Below are 22,457 nucleotides of genomic sequence, written 5' to 3' on the forward strand. Positions count from 1 at the left end.
GTAAAGCCAAAGGATGGCTTTAAACACATTAAACCCTGTCGTGAATAACAACAAATCCGGACTGAGGGAAAAGATATGATGGATTATCAAAATGCTGCACAGACTTTCGATTTGGAAAGCACTGCAAAACACATGTTATCAGGTTCACTTGATGCCTTAAATGCTTGTTATGAATGCTGTGATCGACACGCAGATGGCGACAAAATTGCACTGTATTGGCAAGGAAAAGACGGACGAAAAGAGCAATATACCTTCCGTGAACTAAAAGAATGGTCAAGTCAGTTTGCCAACTTTTTAAAATCACAAGGTGTAAAAGCAGGCGACCGTATTTCAGGGCTATTACCAAGAACACCTGAATTGATCGTGACTATTTTTGCAGCTTGGCGAATTGGTGCAGTTTATCAACCACTCTTTACTGCGTTTGGTCCAAAGGCGATTGAGCACCGTATTCAGCTTGCACAAAGTAAGCTAGTAGTGACCGACATGGGCAACCGTAGCAAGCTTGATGAAATTGAAAATTGCCCTGCAATTGTGACGGTGGCCGACGCACAAGGTACTCCACTTAAAGCAGGTGATTTTAATTTCTGGAATGAGGTGAAGCAGCAGTCCGACCAATGTGATTTGGTGATGCGTAGCATCCAAGATCCTTTCTTGCTCATGTTTACTTCAGGCACTACAGGTCCTGCTAAACCCTTAGAAGTGCCTTTAAAAGCACTGATTGCCTTTGGTCGATATATGCAAGATGCCATTGGTTTAACCGAAAAAGATTCGTTTTGGAATATTGCCGATCCGGGTTGGGCGTATGGTTTGTACTATGCGATTACTGGGCCGTTATTCTTGGGTCACGCTACCTTGTTCTATGAAGGTGGTTTCAGCACAGATAGCCTATGCCAAATTGTGAAAGATTATAAAATTAACAACTTGGCAGGTGCGCCAACAGCTTACCGCATGATGATGGCAGCTGACCCAGCACAAATGGCGCCGTTAAAAGGTCAGTTCCGTGTGGTGAGTAGTGCAGGCGAGCCACTCAACCCAGAAGTAATTCGCTGGTTTAAACAAGTGCTTGATGCTCCGATTTATGACCACTATGGGCAAACCGAAGTGGGCATGGTGGTGTGTAATCATCATGGTTTAAAACATGAAATTCATGCTGGTTCAGCAGGTTTCCCAAGTCCGGGCTACCGTGTTGCCATTGTCAATGAACAAGGTGAAGAGCTTCCGCCAGACACACCAGGAATTTTAGCGGTCGATATTAGCCAGTCTCCAATGATGTGGTTCGGCGGCTATAAAGAAAGTCGAAAATCACCTTTTGTTGGTCATTACTATTTAACTGGCGACACTGCCGAGCTTCATGCTGATGGCAGCATGAGCTTTGTTGGACGCAGTGATGATGTGATCACCACATCGGGCTATCGGATTGGGCCATTCGATGTAGAAAGTGCTTTGCTTGAACATGATGCAGTAGTTGAGGCCGCAGTGATTGGTGTGCCTGACCCCGACCGTACCGAAGTGGTTAAGGCATTTGTAATTTTAGCTGGAGATGCTCAACCTTCAGATGCACTTGCTGAACAACTCAGCCAATTTGTTAAAAGACGACTTTCTGCACATGCGTACCCACGTTTAGTTGAATTTGTGAGTGAATTACCTAAAACTCCAAGTGGTAAAATTCAGCGCTTTTTATTGCGTAATCAAGAAATTGCTAAACAACAAGCTAAAGCAGGGTAAAGGAAATAACAATGCAATTTACCGAAGAACAATTACTCATTCGTGATATGGCGAAAAGTTTCGCCCAAGAACAAATTAAGCCTAATGCCAGCGATTGGGATCGAGACGGGACATTCCCGAAAGATACCTTAGCTCAAATGGGACAACTCGGTTTTATGGGGATGCTTGTTTCAGAGCAATGGGGTGGTTCTGACACGGGTAACTTAGCCTATGTACTAGCCCTCGAAGAAGTTGCGGCAGCAGATGGCGCAACCTCAACCATTATGAGCGTACACAACTCGGTTGGCTGTGTGCCTATTTTAAAATTTGGTACTGATGAGCAAAAAGAGCGTTTTTTAAAACCTTTGGCACAAGGTGAAATGATCGGTGCTTTTGCTTTAACCGAACCACATACTGGCTCAGATGCGGCAGCTCTTAAAACCCGAGCGGTGAAAGATGGCGATGATTACATTTTAAATGGTGCCAAGCAGTTTATTACCTCGGGTGATAATGCAGGGGTCATTATTGTGTTTGCAGTGACCGATCCGAGCGCTGGCAAAAAGGGCATTAGTGCATTTTTAGTCCCACGCGAGACACCGGGTTATGAAGTAATTCGTGTTGAAGAAAAACTTGGTCTGCATGCTTCAGATACTTGCCAGATTGCACTGACCGATGTACGCATTCACAAAAGTCTCATGCTAGGCAAAGAGGGCGAAGGCTTAAAAATCGCTCTTGCCAATTTAGAAGGTGGCCGTATTGGTATTGCGGCGCAAGCAGTCGGTCTAGCACGTGCGGCACTCGAAGAAGCGACTCGTTATGCCAAAGAGCGTATTACTTTTGGAAAACCAATTTTTGAGCATCAAACCATCGCTTTTCGCCTTGCTAGCATGGCAACTGAAATTGAAGCAGCGAGACAACTGGTTCACTACGCTGCGCGTTTAAAAGAAGCAGGTCAACCGTGTCTCAACGAAGCTTCAATGGCTAAGTTATTTGCTTCAGAAATGACTGAGCGTGTGTGCTCGAGTGCGCTACAAGTGTTTGGTGGCTATGGCTATCTCAGAGATTTCCCAATTGAACGTATTTATCGTGATGCGCGTATTTGTCAAATTTACGAAGGCACGAGTGATATCCAACGTTTAGTGATTGCACGTAGTCTATAAAACCAGAACAAGGAATAAATAATGCAGTGGCAAAGTATTTTATTAGAAAAGCGTAATGGGGTTGGGTTGATTACATTAAATCGCCCTCAAGCGCTCAATGCTTTAAACAGTGAATTAATTAGTGAAATTAATCAGGCATTAGATCAGCTCGAAAAAGACCGTGAAATTGGTTGCATCGTATTGGCAGGTTCTGAAAAAGCTTTTGCCGCAGGTGCAGACATTAAAGAAATGGCTGATTTAGCATTTCCTGATATTTATTTTGATGACTTTTTCCATCTTGCAGACCGTATTGCACAGCGCCGTAAACCTCTAATTGCAGCGGTGAGTGGCTATGCGTTAGGTGGTGGCTGTGAATTGGCGCTTATGTGTGATTTTATTTATTGTGCTGACAACGCCAAGTTTGGCTTACCTGAAGTCACCTTAGGTGTAATTCCAGGTATTGGTGGCACACAACGCTTAACCCATGCCATTGGTAAGGCCAAAGCAATGGAAATGTGTTTTACCGCTCGTCAAATGGGCGCTATAGAAGCAGAGCAAAGTGGTTTAGTCGCACGTGTGTTTAGCAAAGAAGAATTACTTGAACAAACCTTACAAGCAGCTGAAAAAATTGCGGCACGCTCTTTAACTGCAAACATGATGCTTAAAGAAACCATCAACCGAGCTTTTGAAGTAAACCTTACTGAAGGCTTGCGTTTTGAAAGACGTATGTTCCATTCAATATTTGCAACATTTGACCAAAAAGAAGGAATGCAGGCATTCGTTGAAAAACGAAAGCCAAATTTTAAAAATCAATAAGAGATCAATAAAATGAATACAGAAAATCACTTAATGATTGAGCGACAAGGTAAGCTTGGCGTGATTACCTTAGACCGTGTGACTCATCTCAATGCATTGTCGCTAGATATGATCAAAAGTATTGGTGCCCAATTGGAACTGTGGCGAAATGATACTGCTATTCAGGCCGTTTTAATCAAATCAAATAGTCCAAAAGCCTTCTGTGCAGGTGGTGATATTCGCTATCTCTATGACAGTTATAAAAATGGCACGGCTGACTACAAAGGCTACTTTAGTGCCGAATATAAAATGCTAGATATACTGCGTGAATATGCAAAGCCAGTAATTGTTGTGCTTGATGGCTATGTTTTAGGTGGTGGTTTTGGCTTGGCTCAGGCTTGTCATATTGTGGTGAGCAGCGAAAAGTCTAGATTTGCTATGCCCGAAACAGCGATTGGCTTTTTCCCAGACGTTGGTGCAACGCATTTCTTGTCTCGCCTTGATGATATTGGTGTTTATATGGCAATTACGGGTGAGCAGATCAGCAGTAGTGATGCGCTTTACCTCGATTTAATTGACTACCATGTGCCAAGCGAGCAGTTACAAGCTTTGCAAGATGCTCTCGTTGAAGCGCCAAGTTTAAATAAAGAGGGAATTGAACAGATCATTACCCGATTTATTACTCGTCCTGCTGAAAGTGAGTTAAAACAATTGACGGAAGGCATCCGTAAACATTTCGGATATCAGCATTTAGATGAAATCGAGCAAAGTCTTGAAAATGAACAAGATGAAAGCTTAAAAGCTTGGGCAAGTAAGATGCTCAGTATTTTGCAGCAGCGCTCATTTATAGCCAAACAAACCAGTTTGAAACTGCAACATTTAGGCCGTGGGCTTTCTTTACCGCAGTGTATGCAGCTTGAACGTGATTTACAGGATATCTGGTTTGAACATGGTGACTTTATTGAAGGTGTCCGTGCTCTCATTGTCGATAAAGACAAACAACCCCAGTGGCAAGAACGTAATTCGAAATTTGAGCCAATTTTAGAAAAATTGAGCTAAACCGCATTACAAAAACATAAAAAGCTTAAGGAGATAAAGCGTGACCTGAAAATGCTTATGGTCAGGGCTGGTCATAAGCATAAAAAGATAAAACAAAAAAATCTAAAAAGGATATTACGATGCAAACAGTACATGGAAACGTTTCAAATACTAAAAAGTCGTCTCATCGATTAGCAGGTATCTCAAGCATGGTCGGCACCACCATTGAGTGGTATGACTTTTTTATTTACGGTGCGGCGGCGGCATTGATTTTTAATAAATTATTTTTCCCAAATCTGGATGCCCTAACGGGTGTGCTTGCTGCATTTGCCACCTATGCCGTTGGGTTTATTGGACGACCGTTAGGTGGTTTAGTCTTTGGTCATTTTGGTGACAAGATTGGCCGTAAATCGATGTTGCTGCTGACTCTGATGCTCATGGGGATCCCAACGGTACTCATTGGCTTATTACCAACTTACGAATCAATTGGTTATTGGGCTGCAATTTGTTTAGTTGTCTTGCGATTTATTCAAGGGATGGCAATGGGCGGTGAATGGGGCGGTGCTGTGCTCATGGCCGTTGAACATGCACCCGAAGGCGGTAAAGGGTTTTGGGGAAGTTTGCCTCAAGCCAGTACAGGTGGCGGTTTAATGCTAGCCTCAATTGCATTAGGACTGGTGTCGTTATTACCTGAACAAGCACTGTTTAGCTGGGGTTGGCGTTTACCATTTCTTGCCAGCATTATTTTGCTGGCAGTAGGTTGGTACATTCGAGTGAAAGTGCCTGAATCACCAGATTTTGAAAAAATAAAACAGCAGTCCGAAGAAGTTAAAGTTCCTGCTTTACAGGTTTTTAAAAACCATCCGAAGCAACTCATCACCATTATTTTGGCCCGCGCTGCCGAGAATGCATGGTTTTATATCGCTTCAACTTTTACATTGGCTTATACCACTGCACAACTTGGGATCGCACGCCAAGACATTTTGTTTGCTACCATTTGCGGTGCAATAGTCATTCTATTTATGACACCGTTATGTGGGCATTTGTCAGATAAAGTGGGTCAACGCAATATGTTCATGTTTGGTTTATGCATATTGGCACTTTACTGCTATCCATTTTTTACCATGCTCAACACAAAAGACCCAGTATTAGTCTGGACAGCAATTGTTTTAGCAATTGGCGTGGTCTTTCCAATTATGTACGCACCACAAGCTCAGCTTTTTGCCCGTCAATTTCCGGCAGAAATTCGATATAGCGGAATCTCAATTTCGGTACAGTTGGCTGGGGTACTTGGGGGTGGTTTAGCACCGTTAATTGCGACCAAACTTTTAAGTATCGGGCAGGGTAATCCTTACTTAATTATGATTTATATTGGATCTATGGCTATCGTTGCGATCATATCGACTTCATTTATGCCAAGTGATTGGCAGACTAAAACTGATGAGGCTTACCATAAGAAATCAGAATTAAATTTGAAAACCAAAATTACTGAGCAGTCTTAATATTAAGTTTGATTCTTCAAATAAAGGAAAGCCCTAATCTTTTGACTAGGGCTTTTGAAATTTAGCGAATGAAACGAGATTCGGGCTTAAGATCCTCATCTTTGCTATGTCACCAATATCTAAGACTTTGATTTAACAAACTACACTTCAATCAAGCATGCAAACATGGCATATCCATCGATAACCATTGGCGGTCCTGCACGATGGGCGCGAAAACCCGCGGCACGTAATAACCGCTCTACCCCAAGAGGTGAGGTCGTAATGAGTTGTTTTGCACCTTGTTTTCTTGCAAAGTTGATCGCTTCTTGCAGAATAGCAATAGAGACTGGGGATGACACTGCTTGATTAGCAGAGGTCGGTGGATTCGAGAAATCTACGGCTGAAAATCTTGATAATTCCCAAATTTCTGGTGAGCAAGGAATAGGCATTCCATTCATTAATTGAGGAAATATTTCACCCAGTAAATAGGGTTGAGTCGTGGGTAGTAGTCTGGCACAGCCAATAATATTGGATTCTCTATCTTGAGCGACGACGTAAGCTGTATCGATTTTATCAAATTGATCTAATTCTTCATTATTTGGACAGTTCAACTCCCAACCCAAATGTTCAACAAATACCTTGTAGCGGTAACTTTTAAATTTGGTATATAGGACTTCTGAAAAATTATTTTGGAATCCAGCAATAACATTCATTACAAGTGCTTCCACTTATTTTTCAGGCGACTTTACTCGACAGCTGAAAAGGTGGTAACTGTAAGAATTTACAGGTTTCTAAGAGAAATTTGGACTTAATTTAGTCTTTGTTTGCGTTGTATTGATTTGAGCATAAATGAACTGTTCCCAAAATAAAGAATCTATTTTTTTTTCGATTAATGTTTCAGTAACATCAAATCCAATATCTGTACCAGATAAATCAACAATCATGATATTGCTTCGAGGTAGCCCAATTCGTTTTAAGCTAGCAATTCCATTGTTCTCAATAAATTCCCAGTCCCATCCAGTACTTAAAGCTGGGCTCCGTGATGTTGCCCATTCAGTAAACCCACAATATAGAATTTGAGAGTCTTCAATTTGTGTAGTTTCAACAATAGATATGAGGTGTTGGAGGGGGTAATTCATAAGCTGGATTTCATTCATCCGAATAAAACCATCTGTTGAGATTGAAAAATCAGGGGGGATTGTGACCATGCTACCTATTCAAGTGACTTGAATTACAGTTCTATAGATAAATAACATAAATTATTGCCAACAAAATACTGTTAAGTTTTACAGGTTAGCCTTAATCCAGCGGTACACAACGTTAAGCTGTTCTTTAGAAAGTACTTCAGGCAGGAAGTTTTACTTACGCAGAAATTGACCCATCTATAGCTTCAATATGAGAGTTGCTTGTTTCAAGGCCATCAACAGTTTAAGTTTTTCATATGTATTGTAGATAATATCTATCCTATTATTAAAATAATATTTTAGAAATCATTATCATGATTATGCGTTTCATTAAATAATAAATAAAAATTTATACTTCTAGTATCACTAGTAGATGTTATTCTTTAGTTAAATTAATAGAAATATACAAATAAGAAGGAATAATAGGCTCTTTTTAAAAATAAAAAATACTCATTTTTGGAATAAAATGCATCCTGTAAATTTGAGGCTTTCAAGCATAATTCGCATGTGCAATATAACAACCTTAAAAAGCTTTCTGAACCAGTTTATCCGAAAAATTTACCACCCTCTCAGGCTCAAAAATGTTGTTAATTGGATTATGAATTCACTATATGCAACTAAATAAAAATGATTTATGCATGAGGTTTAATGAGAGTAAATGGAAAATTGGCAAGAAGATCTACTATCAGCATCCCTGATGGTAAAAAATCAATATCAGCTATTTGAGGTAGTCAAATCTACAGCTTCAAAGCTTGGATTTGATTATTGTGCTTATGGTATGCAGTCGCCATTATCTATTGCTGAACCAAAAACAATTATGTTGAATAATTATCCCGAAGCATGGCAGAAGCGTTATGTTAAACAGCAATATGTGAGGGTAGATCCAACCGTACAGCATTGTATGCTATCACTTCAACCTCTTGTCTGGTCGAGCCAATCTGCGAACACACAATCTCAAAAAGATTTTTGGGAGGAGGCACGTTCTTATGGTTTAAATGTCGGTTGGGCACAGTCAAGCCGTGATTTTATTGGTACAAGGGGAATGCTAACACTCGCAAGATCCACTGACCAATTATCAGAAAAAGAGCAGAAAGCTCAATATACCAATATGTTTTGGCTATCTCAGACAGTACATTCCAGTATTGCTAAAATTGTGAATGAAACAGAATTTGCTCAATTTAATCTTTATTTAACGAATCGGGAAAAAGAGGTTCTACGTTGGACTGCGGAAGGAAAAACGTCAGCAGAGATTGCTCAGATTCTCGGTGTAACTGAAAGAACAGTAAATTTTCATCTCGGAAATTCAATGCAGAAGTTAAATGTGAATAATAAAATTTCAGCAGCGATTAGAGCTGTAATGTTAGGGATTTTATAAAGTTAGATATATAGAAATATAATAATTAATTTTAATAAAATAAATTATTGTTAGATGTTTGTTTAAAATGGGGTTAATTGAGAATTGTTTAATTTAATAAAATTTTAATTGAAGTCGAATTTATATGGATAATCTTATTTATAAAAGTTTTTAAAATTGATTTGATGGGGTTGTTTAATAATATTTTCACTTAATGATAAAATAAAGAATAAATGAAATTTATAGTTAAAAATATTTTATTAATATTATTGTTTTAAAATTTGGTATTGGCATTTTATCGGTTCTTAGAAGATAAAATTTATTAATTTATAGAGTTGTATATCAGTCAAGGCGCTGTACATAGCTTCATGCTATTCAAGTACAAATTAAAGCAGATTTCTTTAGGAACTTTATCCTTATAAATAAAGGCTGTGAGGAGACCTTACCTGAATTATTTATTGCCCTTAAGAAAAGCAAATAATCAGTACGTTAGATTGTAAATACAAGATATCTAATCAAGAGACTTACAAAATAAGAATACGAACAGGCCATATAGTTGGCATGCTAAAACCTTGCGTAACACTATTAAATATTAACCCAATAAGGGCAAAAATTGAGTTAGAGGTTTAATTTAATTGCCAGCCTTCACAATATTGAACTGAATAAAAATTAATTTATGAAAGATATCTAATTTCTTAATTCTTAATAAAAACAGGCCAACCTGTAAAACCTTACAGGTGTAATAAAAAACACTCGCACATAAAATATAATGTGAATTTATATTTTAAACAAAAAATATATTTATTTTTTATTAAAAGCCCCAGCTAGAAGCGTCATTTCTGAATTAGCGAGTTTAAAGGGTGAATTATAATTAATCGGAGTAAGTTATGGCTGTAATGGGTACGGATAATATCCTTGCAACTTTGGAATCCCACGCAAATTCAAATGGAGCTAGGATTGCTTTCGAGTATTTAGGGCGCCAATCCGGTGGAATTCAATCTCTGACGTATGCAGAGCTGAACGAGCAAGTTCAACGTCAGGCCCAAATCTTAATGAATCTTGTAGATAGCGGTGATCGCGCCGTGTTGCTGTTTGAGCCAGGATTGGACTTTATCGTATCGTTCTTTGCCTGTTTAAAAGCTAAAATTATCGCAGTACCTGTCAGCTTGCCTTTTAACCGCAATGGTTTTTCTAATATTTTGAATATTATGAATGACTGTGAGCCAAAGATAGTACTCACAACCAAAAAGATTCTTGAGCTATCGGGTCTTATCACATTAAAAGCCCAAAACGAAAGTTTAATATTGCATGCTGTTGATGCCCAATTGCAGCGTGACTTAGTGGAAAAGGATTTTCCACATATTGCTGAAGACGATATCTGCTTCCTTCAATACACCTCAGGGTCAACTGGTTGGCCTAAAGGGGTAATCGTCACCCATAAAAACATCATGGCAAATGAAGTCATGATTGCTGAAGCTTTTGGCACACAAGCGGATGATATCGGTCTTACATGGCTACCTGTTTATCATGACATGGGATTGATCGGCTCAGTTTTGCAGACCGTGTATGTAGGTCTGACCTGCTATGTAATGTCACCGCTGGATTTTATTCGTAAACCTCTTAAGTGGCTGCAATTCATTAGTGAAAAAGGTGTCACGATTAGTGGCGGACCAAACTTTGCCTATGAATTGTGTCTGCATCGCATTTCGGATGAGGACGCAGCAGCGCTTGATCTGAGCCGTGTGCGTGTGATGTTTAACGGTGCCGAGCCAATCAAAGCTCATGTTATGCAACGCTTTATGGAGAAGTTCAATACTCAGTCGAAATTGAGAATGGATACTTTCTTGCCGTGCTATGGCTTGGCAGAAGTTACGCTCTTAGTCAGTGGTGTGACTGGTCCACTCAATGCTATTTCAATTGATCGTGAAAAGTTGAATGCCAATTTGGTGCAGACCAGTCAAGATCAGGCAGCCGTACAAATAGTAAGCTGTGGCAAGATTTCCGCACATATTGATTGTCGTATTGTTAATCCACATACCCGCAAAGAGGTAGGGGCTGATGAAGTCGGTGAAATCTGGCTAGCAGGTGAGAGTGTCACTGCGGGTTACTGGCAGAAGCCAGAGGTCAATCAGGAAACCTTTGCTGCAACCATCCTCGATAAGGCAGATAAGCCTAGTCAAGTGCACTACTTGAGAACTGGTGATATGGGCTTTGTTAAAAACGGAGACCTGTATGTGACTGGTCGCCTTAAGGATGTGATCATCATCCGTGGCAAAAACTATTACCCACAAGATATCGAGTGTTCTGTTGAAACAGCACATCCTGCTGTCCGTAAAGGCTGTGTCGCAGCAGTGAATTTCGATAATTCTGACGGTGTCACGGTTGTGCTTGAGATCAAAAAGAAGTCGATAGACAAGACACTTAATTTTGAAACCATCAGAACTCAGGTTAAAGAACAAGTCGCGGCTGATATCGGTTTGCCTGTAGAAGGTGTTTATTTGCTGCATCAAGGTCGGATAAACAAGACCACTAGCGGAAAAATTAGAAGAAGAAAAATTAAAGAGCAGATCGAGCGCGGTCAACTAATCTGTTTAACCCATCCAAACCGTAGAACGGTGATGGCTCGAAACTATGTCAAAAATGGCTTAGACATCATCCGTGATCGTGAGCAGAGGGGACAACTGATTCGTTATAGCTCCAATCTACTCAACTCAATGGTCAAGGAACGAGAAGTGCGCGCGCTTATTTTTAATCGATTGAAAAGTGCTTTGTTTTAATCCTTACCCTTTAATCATTTGAGCAAAAACTCATGTCACTTACATCTAATTTGCGGCAGTTTCAATCTGCTGCTCGTCTGGAGCAAATTTTAGGCTCCGTACATGATACTAACAACGATTTTTCTTGGTCCGCTGCCATTGAGCGTGATGAGAAGGAGCAATACCCTCAGCGTGCTGTTGATTTTCTGAATGCCGTCGGCATGAACCGTTTTTATGTACCTTCAGAGCTTGGAGGTCGTATGGAAATTGGTGAAGAGTTGCTATATCTGCATCGTGTGCTGGCACGACGTGATCTAACCATCAACTCGACCTATAGCACGAATGCTTGGTCTGTGATCGTATGGATCGGCGGTAATGCGAATCAATGCCAAAACATTGCTAGTCGAATTTTGAGTGGTGCTGCACCAGCGCTGGCTTATAGTGAAAAAGCGCACGGAGCTGACCTGCTATCTAGTGAAGTAACTGCACAAGCTACTGAAAGCAAGTATGTTTTGAATGGCGAAAAATGGTCAATCAATCGCGCTACTCTAGGTGACTCTTTAAGTCTGATTGCTAAAACGTCGGATGACCGTGGACCACGTAGCCTCAGTGCATTCTGGCTTGATAAGCGTCATATGGTTTCTAAAGGAACTTATAGCCTGAACCGTCTGCCAACAGTGGGTATGCGCGGATTAGATATCAGTGGTATTGGCTTTAACAATGCTGAAATTCACAAAGATGCTCTGATCGGTGAAGAAGGTCAGGGCTTAGAGCTTGGACTCAAGACGCTACAGGTGACGCGTGCATATTGCAGCAGCTTCTCTTTGGGTGCGGGCGATACGATGCTGCGCATCGCGACTGAGTTTGCTATTGAGCGTGAGTTATATAACAAAAAAGTAATAAGCATTCCGCTGGTGCGTGAGCAACTGGCTACAGCCTATGCCTATCTATTGGCTGCTGAGGTGTTGTCACTCGTTGGTGCGCGTGGGTTACATGTTTGTATCAATCAGTTCAGCACATGGTCACCGATCATTAAGGTACTGGTGCCTGAGTATGTAGAGTCACTCGCTAAGATCACTTCCTCAGTGCTTGGGTCACGTTTTTTCTTAAGAAATGCATATGCTGATGGAATGTACCAGAAAGCGTTCAGAGATCATCTGATTGTTAGTGTGTTTGACGGCAGTAGCACCGTCTGTCTAGACAGCCTGAGTTTTCAGCTCAAATCTGCCAATAAAGGCCGTAGCAAAAAAGTAAACCATCTCGACCAAGCCGAAGCTAAAGCACGCTATCACCAGTTATATGACTTACAGGTGAAGACGGATGCTATTGATTTTCGTGAGCTTGAGATTTTCAACCGCGATGGTGACTTGGTGATGGAGTCACTGGGAACGATCATCGGGATGCTTAACGATGCGGACGTTACAGAGGGACTGACTGCTGAGATTCTGTCCCCGCTACGTGAACGTGCTGATCAACTTCTTATCGAGCAGCACACGCTAGATCAAAAAATTCAGGATTATTTCTCAAATTCAGAAGCGGCCAAAGAGTTTGAAACATTACGTTTCAGCTTGGCCCGTGACTATGCTGAGTTATTTTCTCGCATTGCTGTGCTGGGTTTTTGGATATTTAACCGTCATGGCTTAAGACCTGCTTTACAGGATGGTGCGTGGCTGATCATTTTCCTAAATGCTGCTGAAGGGCAGGCATCCCCTCCAATGACATCACTACGTGAAAGCACATTGGCAGATCTGCTAGACCGAATTTCAACCAACCATATGTTATCTGTCATCGATTTTGCACTGGCACCACGTGATGCCAAGCCGGTTAAAGAGGAGATTACCCCATGAATAAAGATAAAGCTTACTGGAGCGCAATTATTCGTACGCTAGTAGCCAAAGAAATGCGCGTAGAGCCTGAGACGATTAATCCAGATCAAAAATTTACCAGTTACGGTCTTGATTCGATCGTTGCTTTGTCTGTGTCTGGGGATTTAGAAGATCTGACAAAACTAGAGCTTGAACCGACACTACTATGGGATTACCCGACAATTAATGCGTTGGCTGAATATCTTGTTTCTGAGTTGCAACAGGGAGTTGCTTCGTGAATAACCTTGTACGACTAGAACCAGAAGTTCTGTCACGTCATGCGATTTCTGCAGAACAGCTTGGCATCTGGTATATCCAGCGCCTTGAGTCGACCTGCAGTGCCTACAATATGGTGGTGGCCTTTGATGTGAAGGTCAACCAACCATTAGGCAATAAGCCGATGGAGATTCTAGAAGCGGTAATGCATGATTATCCGCTGCTACGTGTAAGTATGCCTGCCAATGATCAGGGTATTGAGCAACTTATCTGGGATCGAATCTATCCTAATATCGTCTTCTCTGATGCTCGCCATGTTGATGCATCTGATTTGACACAATTGGTCGAGCAGGATACTAAACAGCCGTTTGACCTAACTCAGCCACCGCTGTGGCGTATTCATTGTTATGAACGTGGTGAAAATCACTATGTGATTGCAGTCGTGATTCATCATGCCCTCATGGATTTCTGGTCGATTGGTCTCTTGCTGCGCGATGTCGGCAAACGTTTTGGACTAGTTACAGAGTCGGATACAGTGAATGGAATCGAGTTCGCACAGTATGCTGATAAGCAGCAGAGTACTGTGATTGACGATGCTGATGAGAGTCTACTTTTCTGGAAAAATGCGTTACAACATGCACCACATGTGCATAGCATTCCGCTTGATTATCCTCGACCTGCTGTGCAGCAACACAAAGGTAGCTCACTGGTGTTCCGTGTGCCTGAGTCAGTGTCGTCTGGTCTTGTGAACTTAGCGAAAGATTATGAGATCACGCTGTTTGGACTCGTACTCTCTGGCTTCTATATCCTGCTACACAAGCTATCAAATGAAAATGAACTCGTTATTGCTACACCTGTAGCTGGTCGACTTGAGCGCTCGTTGCGCAATGCGCTGGGGCAGTTTGTCAATACGATTGCTATTCACATGGACATTGATGCTGACCAGACTTTACGTCAATTTACACAGCAGGTTCAGGAACAATTAAGACAGAGCCTCAAGCATCAAAAAGTTGCCTTTTCCAGAGTGGTTGAAGCTGTTTCACCAAAGCGTGATGGCAGTATTAACCCATTAGCTCAGGTGGGGATGTTCTGGGAACGTCTAGGTGGCATGGATGAGTTTAAAGAACTACTCCTGCCAATCCAGACCCCAGCGACTTTGGTCGGCCAAGACCTGACCTTAGGAAGTTTTCCAGTTCGCCAGCAAGAAGGTCAATTAGATCTTACGCTGGAAATGGGCGGTGAATACCAAGGCGAACTGGTTGGTGTATTGAAATATAACTCCGAGCTATTTTCTGCACAGTCTGCCGAGAATATGGTGCAACTGCTGCAAGCTGTACTATCAGAGATGGTGGCTCATCCTGAACGTAAGATCGTTGAGTTAGATATTGCACCTGATTATGTGGATGGCATCCAGTTTGAGGCCCTACGTGGACAGGCGACTGATTATCCTCAACATGATCTACTGGCAATGATTCTAAAGCAGATTGATGAGCGTGGTGAAAATCATGCTTTGACCTCGAAGGATCATGCAGTTAGCTATCGTGAGTTAGGTCAACATATCGCTGGTATTGCTGAATATTTGCGTGCGCATGGCGTTATTCGTGGTGATCGTGTAGGTCTGATGTTAGATCGCACAGCTTTATTGCCAGCAGCAATCCTCGGGATCTGGGCAGCAGGAGCAGCTTATGTACCGCTAGATCCTAATTTCCCAAGTGAACGTTTGCACAACATCATCGAAGATGCTGAACCTAAAGTCATCTTAACTCAAACCGAGTTGATGGATGCTCTTAACGTTTCTGTGCCGCGTTTAGATATCAATCAAGCTGGCGTTGTGCCACTGGAGCAAGTGCGCGAGACGCTGGCCTTTGGTGAAACCGCTTATGTGATGTACACCTCAGGCTCGACAGGTAAGCCTAAAGGTGTGCGTATTGGGCATCCTTCAATCATCAATTTCTTGCTATCTATGAATGATAGGTTGCAAGTAACGACTGAGACTCAGTTGTTAGCAATCACCACTTATGCATTTGATATCTCGATTCTTGAGTTGCTCATTCCGCTGATGTACGGCGGTGTAGTACATGTTTGCCCACGTGAGGTATCACAAGACGGCAATCAATTGGTGGATTATCTAAATACTAAATCTATCAATGTTTTGCAGGCAACACCGGCTTCTTGGAAAATGCTCTTAGATAGCGAGTGGAGCGGCAATACAGGGTTGACTGCACTCTGTGGAGGCGAAGCACTAGATACTATTCTTGCAGAAAAACTGCTGGGTAAAGTCGGCTGTCTTTGGAATGTGTATGGACCAACCGAAACTACAGTGTGGTCTAGTGCAGCTCGTATCACCGATGCAAAGTGTATTGATTTAGGCGAACCACTAGCGAACACCCAGCTTTATGTTCTTGATGAACAGCAACGTTTAGTCCCACCGGGCGTCATGGGTGAGCTTTGGATTGGAGGTGATGGTCTAGCAGTTGATTACTGGCATCGACCTGAACTGACAGATGCTCAATTTAGAACTTTGCCATCTCTACCAAATGCTGGTCGACTCTATCGTACCGGAGATAAAGTTTGTCTGCGTACGGATGGAAGTTTGACTCATCATGGACGTCTAGATTTCCAAGTCAAGATTCGTGGATTCCGTATTGAACTAGGCGAAATCGAGAATGTTATCAAACAGATCGACGGTATCACCGATGCAGTTGTACTGGTTAAGAGTACAGCCAGCAACGATCAAAAACTGGTGGCTTATTTAACTGGACATGAGATTGACATTGCTAGTTTGAAAAAGACGATGCAAATCCATCTACCAGCTTACATGGTACCAAATACGTTTATGACGTTGGATGAATTTCCAATGACGGCCAACAATAAGTTGGATCGTAAAGCGTTTCCTGAGCCTGTGTTTGAACAAAGTAACGATTATGTTGCACCACGTGATCCGATTGAAATTGAACTGTGTACTACTTTTGAGCAGATTTTATCGGTTAAACGGGTTGGTATACATGATGACTTCTTTGACTTGGGTGGACATTCGTTACTTGCTGTGAAGCTTGTTAATCACCTCAAAAAAGCATTTGGTACCGAACTATCAGTTGCTTTGCTGGCCCAATATTCCACTGTGGAGAGTTTGGGTGAGATCATTCGTGAAAATAAAGAAATTAAGCCTTCCATTGTAATTGAACTACGCCGTGGAACTTACGAGCAACCACTGTGGTTGTTCCATCCAATTGGTGGTAGCACCTTCTGTTATATGGAACTTTCGCGCCATCTCAATCCGAAACGTACCTTGCGTGCTATTCAGTCTCCTGGACTGATTGAGGCAGATGCTGCAGAAGTGGCAATCGAAGATATGGCAACGCTCTATATTGCTGAAATGCAAAAGATGCAGCCTGAGGGACCTTATTTCCTCGGTGGATGGTGCTTTGGTGGTGCGATCGCATACGAGATCAGTCATCAGCTGCGTCAAATGGGACAGCAGGTCACAGGTATTGTCATGATCGATACCCGTGCTCCAATTCCAGAGAATGTACCTGAAGATGCTGATGATGCGATGCTTTTGTCTTGGTTTGCCCGTGATTTGGCTGCGCCTTATGGCAAGAAGTTGACGATCCCAGCGCAATACTTGCGTGAATTGAGTCCAGATCACATGTTTGATCATGTGCTTAAAGAAGCCAAGGCCATCAATGTCCTGCCTCTAGATGCAGACCCCTCAGATTTCCGACTTTACTTTGATACCTATTTGGCGAATGGCATCGCACTCCAGACTTATTTCCCAGAGCCTGAAGAGTTTCCGATTCTTTTTGTGAAGGCCAAAGATGAACCAGAAGATTTTGGGGAAAGCCTAGGTTGGGATCAATTGGTTAAAGACACCTTTAAACAGGTGGATCTTCCTGGTGACCATTCATCAATTATGTACGCTGAGAATGTCGTGGCTGTTGCCCAGACAATTGATCAGATGTATCCAATTCCCGCATAAGAAATACAAGAAGGTAGAACCACTATGGTGACCATAGAACATGCTTTCCTCATACCGGCCGAGATTGACAAGGTTTTTAACTATCTTGCAAACCCGGCCAATGATGCAGGTTGGCAATTGTCGTGTAAGCATTCTGAACTGCTAGACAATACTCCACGTGTGGGCAGCAAGTATGAAATCGGTTTTAGCTTTATTGGTCGTGAGATGTCCTTTAAAGGTGAAATTACACATCTAGTACCGAATGAATTGTATGCGTTTAAAGTAGTGGAAGGACCCTTTCACTACACTGGGACTTACCGTTTCAAACCACATGCAGAAGGTACTTTGATTGAATGGGTGTTTGAGGCAGAGCCAGGCAGCTTTTTTGGTGTATTGCCCCCAGCACTGCTAAAAAAGATGGTTCTTGCTCAGTTTAAAAAAGATGTTGCTAATCTTGAAGCATTGGCTCAGAAGGGTGAAGCCTATGAGTCGGTTGGCAACGATGGTAAGCAAACGCATGAGACCAATAGTAAACCACTTCGTAAAACTCATCAGATGATGGAACAATACGCGCGTTGGATTCTCAGACATCGCCGTATTGTACTGACTGTGGTGATGCTTTTAACGCTTGCTTTGGCATATCTCGCATCTGGCGTAAAAATTATTATTGACCCAGATGCGCTTGCCCCCAAAGGTCATCCTTATATCACCTCCACCAAGCTGATTGAAAAGAAATTCGGCTCCAAGTACATGGTCGTGATCGGTATTACGCCGAAGCAGGGAGATATTTATCAGCCGCAAGTGTTAGAAAAAGTTAAACGTATTACTGAAGAAGTTGATAATGCTCCGGGTGTGGTTCGATCTACTCTAATGAGTCTGGCTGCACGTCAGGCCAAAGGGATCACCGCTAATTCAGATGGATTTGATGCCAAGAAACTACTGCCGAATAGTTCTGTGACCGAGAGTGATGTCGATCACCTGAAAAAACTGTTGGCACTGAATCCGATCTATATGAATTCGGTAGTATCTAAAGATCAGAAAACTGCTGCTATTTTGCTTGAACTTGAGGAAAGTCCAGAAGGCTTCCAAAAGATGATGGGCCCGATCAACAAAATCGTAGCGGCTGAACAGTCTAAGGATATGACCATCAGTGTTGGTGGTAATCCAGTCTATTTAGATAAAGCCGAAGATTACTCTAAGCGTATCAATATCTTGTTCCCAATTGCCGTGTTGGTTATTGGATTATTGCACTTCGAAGCATTCCGCAGTAAACAAGGCCTGATCCTGCCATTGGTTACAGCTTTGCTGTCTGTAGCATGGGGTATGGGCATGATGGGGCTGTTTAAACAGCCAATGGATATTTTTAACTCTCCTACACCAATTCTGATTCTGGCCATCGCGGCAGGGCACGCCGTGCAGTTGCTCAAGCGATACTATGAAGATTTTGATCGTCTGATTGCCCAAGGGATGGAGCCTAAAGCTGCAAATAGCGAAGCCGTAGTGCAGTCTATGGTTCGTGTTGGTCCGGTTATGATATTGGCTGGGGGAATTGCAGCGGCTGGATTCTTCTCTCTGTTGACCTTTAATATTCCGACTATCCGTTCATTCGGTATTTTTACGGGAATCGGGATCATCAGTACGCTGATCATTGAGATGACTTTTATTCCTGTACTTCGCTCGATGTTACCACCGCCTTCGGTTACTAAGGTTGCACGCAAAGGTTTGCCGATCTGGGACTGGATTCCAAAACGCATTGGTGATGTCATTTTGTCAGTTCGTCCGCGAATGATGCTAATGACTGTGATTGCAGTACTGGGCGTTTTTCTTGCTCTCGGCACGAGTCGTATTGTGGTGGATAACGATAGCCGAAACTTCTTCTCGCGCGATCTACCAATGCAGCAAGACGACAGATTTTTGAATCAGTCTCTTGGTGGCACAAACAGTCTCTATATCATGGTCGATACCAAAGTTCGTGATGGTATTGAAAACCCAGAAATCCTAAAAGCGGTTGATAATACAGAGAAGTTCGCGAATTCAATTCCAGAGGTTGGTAAAACCATCTCTATCGTTGACTATATCAAAAGAATGAATCAGGCAATGAATGCTGATCAGCCACAGGCATTTCAGGTTCCAGCAACCAAAGATGTGGTTGCTCAATATCTGCTGTTGTATTCAATGTCTGGTGAGCCGACTGATTTTGAATCTTACATTGATACAACTCAACGCTATGCCAAGATTACGATTCTGCTAAAAACAGGTAGTAATCACCGTATTAAAGAAATCCTTGAGTCGCTAAAAACATATATGGCGGGTCAATTGGGTGATAAAGCTGTTGTGAGTTTCGGTGGTGATGTGACTCAAACCATTGCTTTAACTGAAACCATGGTTCACGGCAAGCTCATGAACATTCTACAGATTTCATTTGCCGTATTCTTTATCTCTGCGCTAGTTTTCCGTTCGTTCTCTGCGGGACTCATTGTCCTGACACCACTTCTATTCTCGATTCTTGCGATCTTTGGTGTGATGGGCTGGCTCGACATTCCGCTCAATATTCCGAACTCTCTGATCTCAGCCATGGCGGTTGGTATTGGTGCAGATTATGCCATTTACTTCCTCTATCGCTTGCGAGAAATCTTGAGTGAAGAGGGCAGTGATATCAAAGATGCTATTCGTAAAACTTTAAGTACTGCTGGTAAGGCTTCGCTTTTTGTTGCGACTGCTGTTGCTGGTGGGTATGGCGTATTGTCCTTATCGCAAGGCTTTCATGTGCATCAATGGCTAGCGATGTTTATTGTGATTGCGATGCTTTTCAGTGTATTTGCAACCTTAATTATGGTACCTACAATGATTCTAATGTTGAAACCTCGTTTTATCTTTCCCTCAAATAAGAAGAACATTACCGTTGCACAAACTGTTGTGACAAGTCTCTTGTTGGGTACGGCGCTCACAATGTCGATGCCTAAAACATCTCATGCAGATGAGGTTCAAGACATTGTTAGCCGTAGTGATGATGCCTCTAAGTTCTTGTCTTCAAGTGCTAGTGCTAAATTTGTGCTGACATCTAAAAGCGGCGAGCAACGCGTACGTTTGACTAAAAATATGACTAAGCTTGCTGGAAATACTCAGAACAATATGCGTTTGACTGAATTCATCTCACCAGCAGATGTACAGGGAACCACGACGCTGTTGATTGAGAATGCAAAAGGCAGTGATAGCATGTTTGTCTATTTGCCTGCATTAAAAAAAGTACGTCGTTTGGCATCAGCGAATAAGGGCGATGCTTTTATTGGTACGGACTTTAGTTATGGTGATGTGCTTGGTTATAAGCTAAGTGACTGGAAGTACACTAAACTAGCAGATGGCAAATTTAATGGCAAAGATTGCTACACGATTGAAGCAACGCCAATCAATAATACTGTGAAGAGTGACTTTGGTTATAGCAAACGTCGCATGTGTATCCTCAAAGACAACTTTGTTACAGCAACCATCGATATTTGGGATACTGCAGGTAAACCGTTAAAGCATATTGAGTTCACGGATATCCGTCCTTACGGCAAAGTGAAACCAAGATGGCAGGCCATGAAATCTATGGCGAAAAATCTGCAAACTCAGCATATGACACAAGTTATCGTCAATGATTTTGTCGCAGAGAAAACCTTATCCGATAAGCTTTTCTCACCGCAGAGTCTTGAAAAATGACGCAAGGTGCCTATTGGGTATTTGTATGCTGCAGTAGCTTTATGCTACTGCAGCATACTTATGCAGATGACAGCGAAATTAGTTTTGTGAGCCAGAACTCAGCCAGACTCGATGTGTGGTCATCAGATCGTAATTTAAGTTCGTTAAAAAACATTGGACAAGCAAGCTTCTGGTCCAATGGTACGCTCAAGTTTAATCCAGAGTTTAAGATCCATTACGACATAAATATTGGAGACGAAACGGACCATACTGCAAACCCAGATCAAGTGAGTAAGGTAAATCGCAACTTACGTGAATTGTATGCCTCTTATAACTGGGATCAGACAGTCTATGTCGATATTGGTCGCCAGATTGTAGTCTGGGGGAGAGCTGATGGGATTAATCCGACAGATAATCTATCGCCCCGTGCCTATACGCGCCTAGTGCCCGATGAGACTGATCAACGTCTTGGAAATGATGCAATCAAATTGACATATATTCCTGAATCAGGAACCAATAAATGGACAGCATTGTGGTATCCGCGTAGTCGTTCAGATGTGATTCCATTGCGCCAGATTTCTGGTGTTCAGTATGACATAGACCGTAAGAGCCGTCCTATGTTTGCAGTACGTTGGGATTATTCTGTAGATGGTCTAGATGTCGGGGCATCATATTTTTCAGGTTTAGATCACATGCCTGATCTATCACTACAGTCGTTATCTCCAACAGGAGCAACATTACAACTGAAAAATAATCCTATGTCCGTCTATGGATTTGATTTCAGTTATAACCATAACGATATCGTATGGCGCGGTGAAGCGGCATATACCCACACTGACTCGAATGGTAGTGAAGATCTTACGCACAAAAAAAATAATCTGACCGTGGTCATGGGTCCAGAATTAGCATTGAAGAATTCCACGCTAAGTTTGGTTGGCGTATATAAACATACGGAGGACTTTAGATCTGCCGACAGCTTAACAAATCCAGTATTGAGAGAAGTTTACCGTTATCAACAAACAATCAGTGATCAATATGAGCAGGATCAGTATGGAGCTATGCTGCGCTATGCACTTAACCTACTGAATGATAATCTAAAATTAGAAGTAACAGGATTCTACTTTGCACCAGAGCCTAATGAATTGTTGAGAGTACGTATTAATTACAGCCTTGATGATCACTGGCAATTGAATGTAGGTGGAGATCGCTTCTGGGGTAGAAATGATACGGTGTTAGGACAATTTAGAGATAACAGTCTGGTGTATGCCCAGGTTCGATATAATTTTTAA

The 22,457-nt window shown here is 42.1% G+C and carries 14 protein-coding genes; 12 read left to right on the forward strand and 2 right to left on the reverse strand.

The genetic code is table 11. The features are described from left to right. The first annotated feature begins 75 nt into the window (after positions 1-75). The 5 genes from ACT53H_RS17180 (at position 76) to ACT53H_RS17200 (ending at position 6,178) form a co-directional block, all read left to right on the forward strand. The gene (locus ACT53H_RS17180; protein WP_353155425.1) at positions 76-1,725 is read left to right on the forward strand and encodes an AMP-binding protein; all 1,650 of its coding nucleotides are present in this window, start codon (positions 76-78) and stop codon (positions 1,723-1,725) included. An 11-nt stretch (positions 1,726-1,736) separates the two neighbouring features. Beyond that, entirely contained in the window at positions 1,737-2,864 is a 1,128-nt protein-coding gene (locus tag ACT53H_RS17185) for an acyl-CoA dehydrogenase family protein (RefSeq protein ID WP_004795362.1), read from the forward strand. A 21-nt stretch (positions 2,865-2,885) separates the two neighbouring features. Then, on the forward strand, positions 2,886-3,659 hold the full coding sequence (locus tag ACT53H_RS17190) for an enoyl-CoA hydratase (protein ID WP_004795361.1): 774 nt from the start codon (positions 2,886-2,888) through the stop codon (positions 3,657-3,659). A gap of 12 nt (positions 3,660-3,671) precedes the next feature. Then, a complete protein-coding gene (locus tag ACT53H_RS17195) occupies positions 3,672-4,697 on the forward strand; it encodes an enoyl-CoA hydratase/isomerase family protein (protein ID WP_353155422.1) in 1,026 nt (341 codons plus the stop codon). Between the two features lie 119 nt (positions 4,698-4,816). Then, entirely contained in the window at positions 4,817-6,178 is a 1,362-nt protein-coding gene (locus ACT53H_RS17200; RefSeq protein WP_476009741.1) for an MFS transporter, read from the forward strand. Positions 6,179-6,318: 140 nt separating this feature from the next. Here ACT53H_RS17200 and abaI read toward each other — a convergent pair whose 3' ends face one another. Together abaI and ACT53H_RS17210 are read right to left on the reverse strand one after the other, a co-directional pair. Then, complete coding sequence (abaI, locus tag ACT53H_RS17205) at positions 6,319-6,885, reverse strand: acyl-homoserine-lactone synthase AbaI (RefSeq protein ID WP_080632436.1); 567 nt, start codon at positions 6,883-6,885, stop codon at positions 6,319-6,321. Positions 6,886-6,948: 63 nt separating this feature from the next. After that, positions 6,949-7,365 carry a DUF4902 domain-containing protein gene (locus ACT53H_RS17210; protein ID WP_004795349.1) on the reverse strand — a complete coding sequence of 139 codons (417 nt, stop codon included), beginning with the start codon at positions 7,363-7,365 and terminating at the stop codon, positions 6,949-6,951. A gap of 634 nt (positions 7,366-7,999) precedes the next feature. Here ACT53H_RS17210 and abaR point away from each other — a divergent pair. The 7 genes from abaR to ACT53H_RS17245 all read left to right on the forward strand — a co-directional run bounded on the left by abaR (position 8,000) and on the right by ACT53H_RS17245 (position 22,457). Further along, positions 8,000-8,716: a LuxR family transcriptional regulator AbaR gene (abaR, locus tag ACT53H_RS17215; RefSeq protein WP_004795347.1), complete on the forward strand. Its 717-nt coding sequence runs from the start codon at positions 8,000-8,002 to the stop codon at positions 8,714-8,716. Between the two features lie 866 nt (positions 8,717-9,582). After that, entirely contained in the window at positions 9,583-11,472 is a 1,890-nt protein-coding gene (locus ACT53H_RS17220; RefSeq protein WP_476009742.1) for a fatty acyl-AMP ligase, read from the forward strand. 50 nt (positions 11,473-11,522) lie between these two features. Next, positions 11,523-13,298 (forward strand): acyl-CoA dehydrogenase family protein, encoded by a 1,776-nt coding sequence (locus ACT53H_RS17225; protein ID WP_081399718.1) that lies wholly within the window; start codon positions 11,523-11,525, stop codon positions 13,296-13,298. Continuing rightward, positions 13,295-13,555, forward strand: a complete 261-nt coding sequence (locus tag ACT53H_RS17230) for an acyl carrier protein (RefSeq protein ID WP_004795344.1) — start codon at positions 13,295-13,297, stop codon at positions 13,553-13,555. The genes ACT53H_RS17225 and ACT53H_RS17230 overlap by 4 nt, the downstream gene beginning before the upstream one ends. Beyond that, a complete protein-coding gene (locus tag ACT53H_RS17235) occupies positions 13,552-17,511 on the forward strand; it encodes a non-ribosomal peptide synthetase (RefSeq protein WP_004795343.1) in 3,960 nt (1,319 codons plus the stop codon). Before ACT53H_RS17230 ends, ACT53H_RS17235 begins: the two co-directional genes overlap by 4 nt. 24 nt (positions 17,512-17,535) lie before the next feature. Then, positions 17,536-21,189: an outer membrane lipoprotein-sorting protein gene (locus tag ACT53H_RS17240; RefSeq protein WP_476009743.1), complete on the forward strand. Its 3,654-nt coding sequence runs from the start codon at positions 17,536-17,538 to the stop codon at positions 21,187-21,189. After that, on the forward strand, positions 21,186-22,457 hold the full coding sequence (locus ACT53H_RS17245) for a porin (protein WP_476009744.1): 1,272 nt from the start codon (positions 21,186-21,188) through the stop codon (positions 22,455-22,457). The genes ACT53H_RS17240 and ACT53H_RS17245 overlap by 4 nt, the downstream gene beginning before the upstream one ends.

The sequence above is a fragment of the Acinetobacter sp. DMC2 genome (assembly GCF_056314305.1).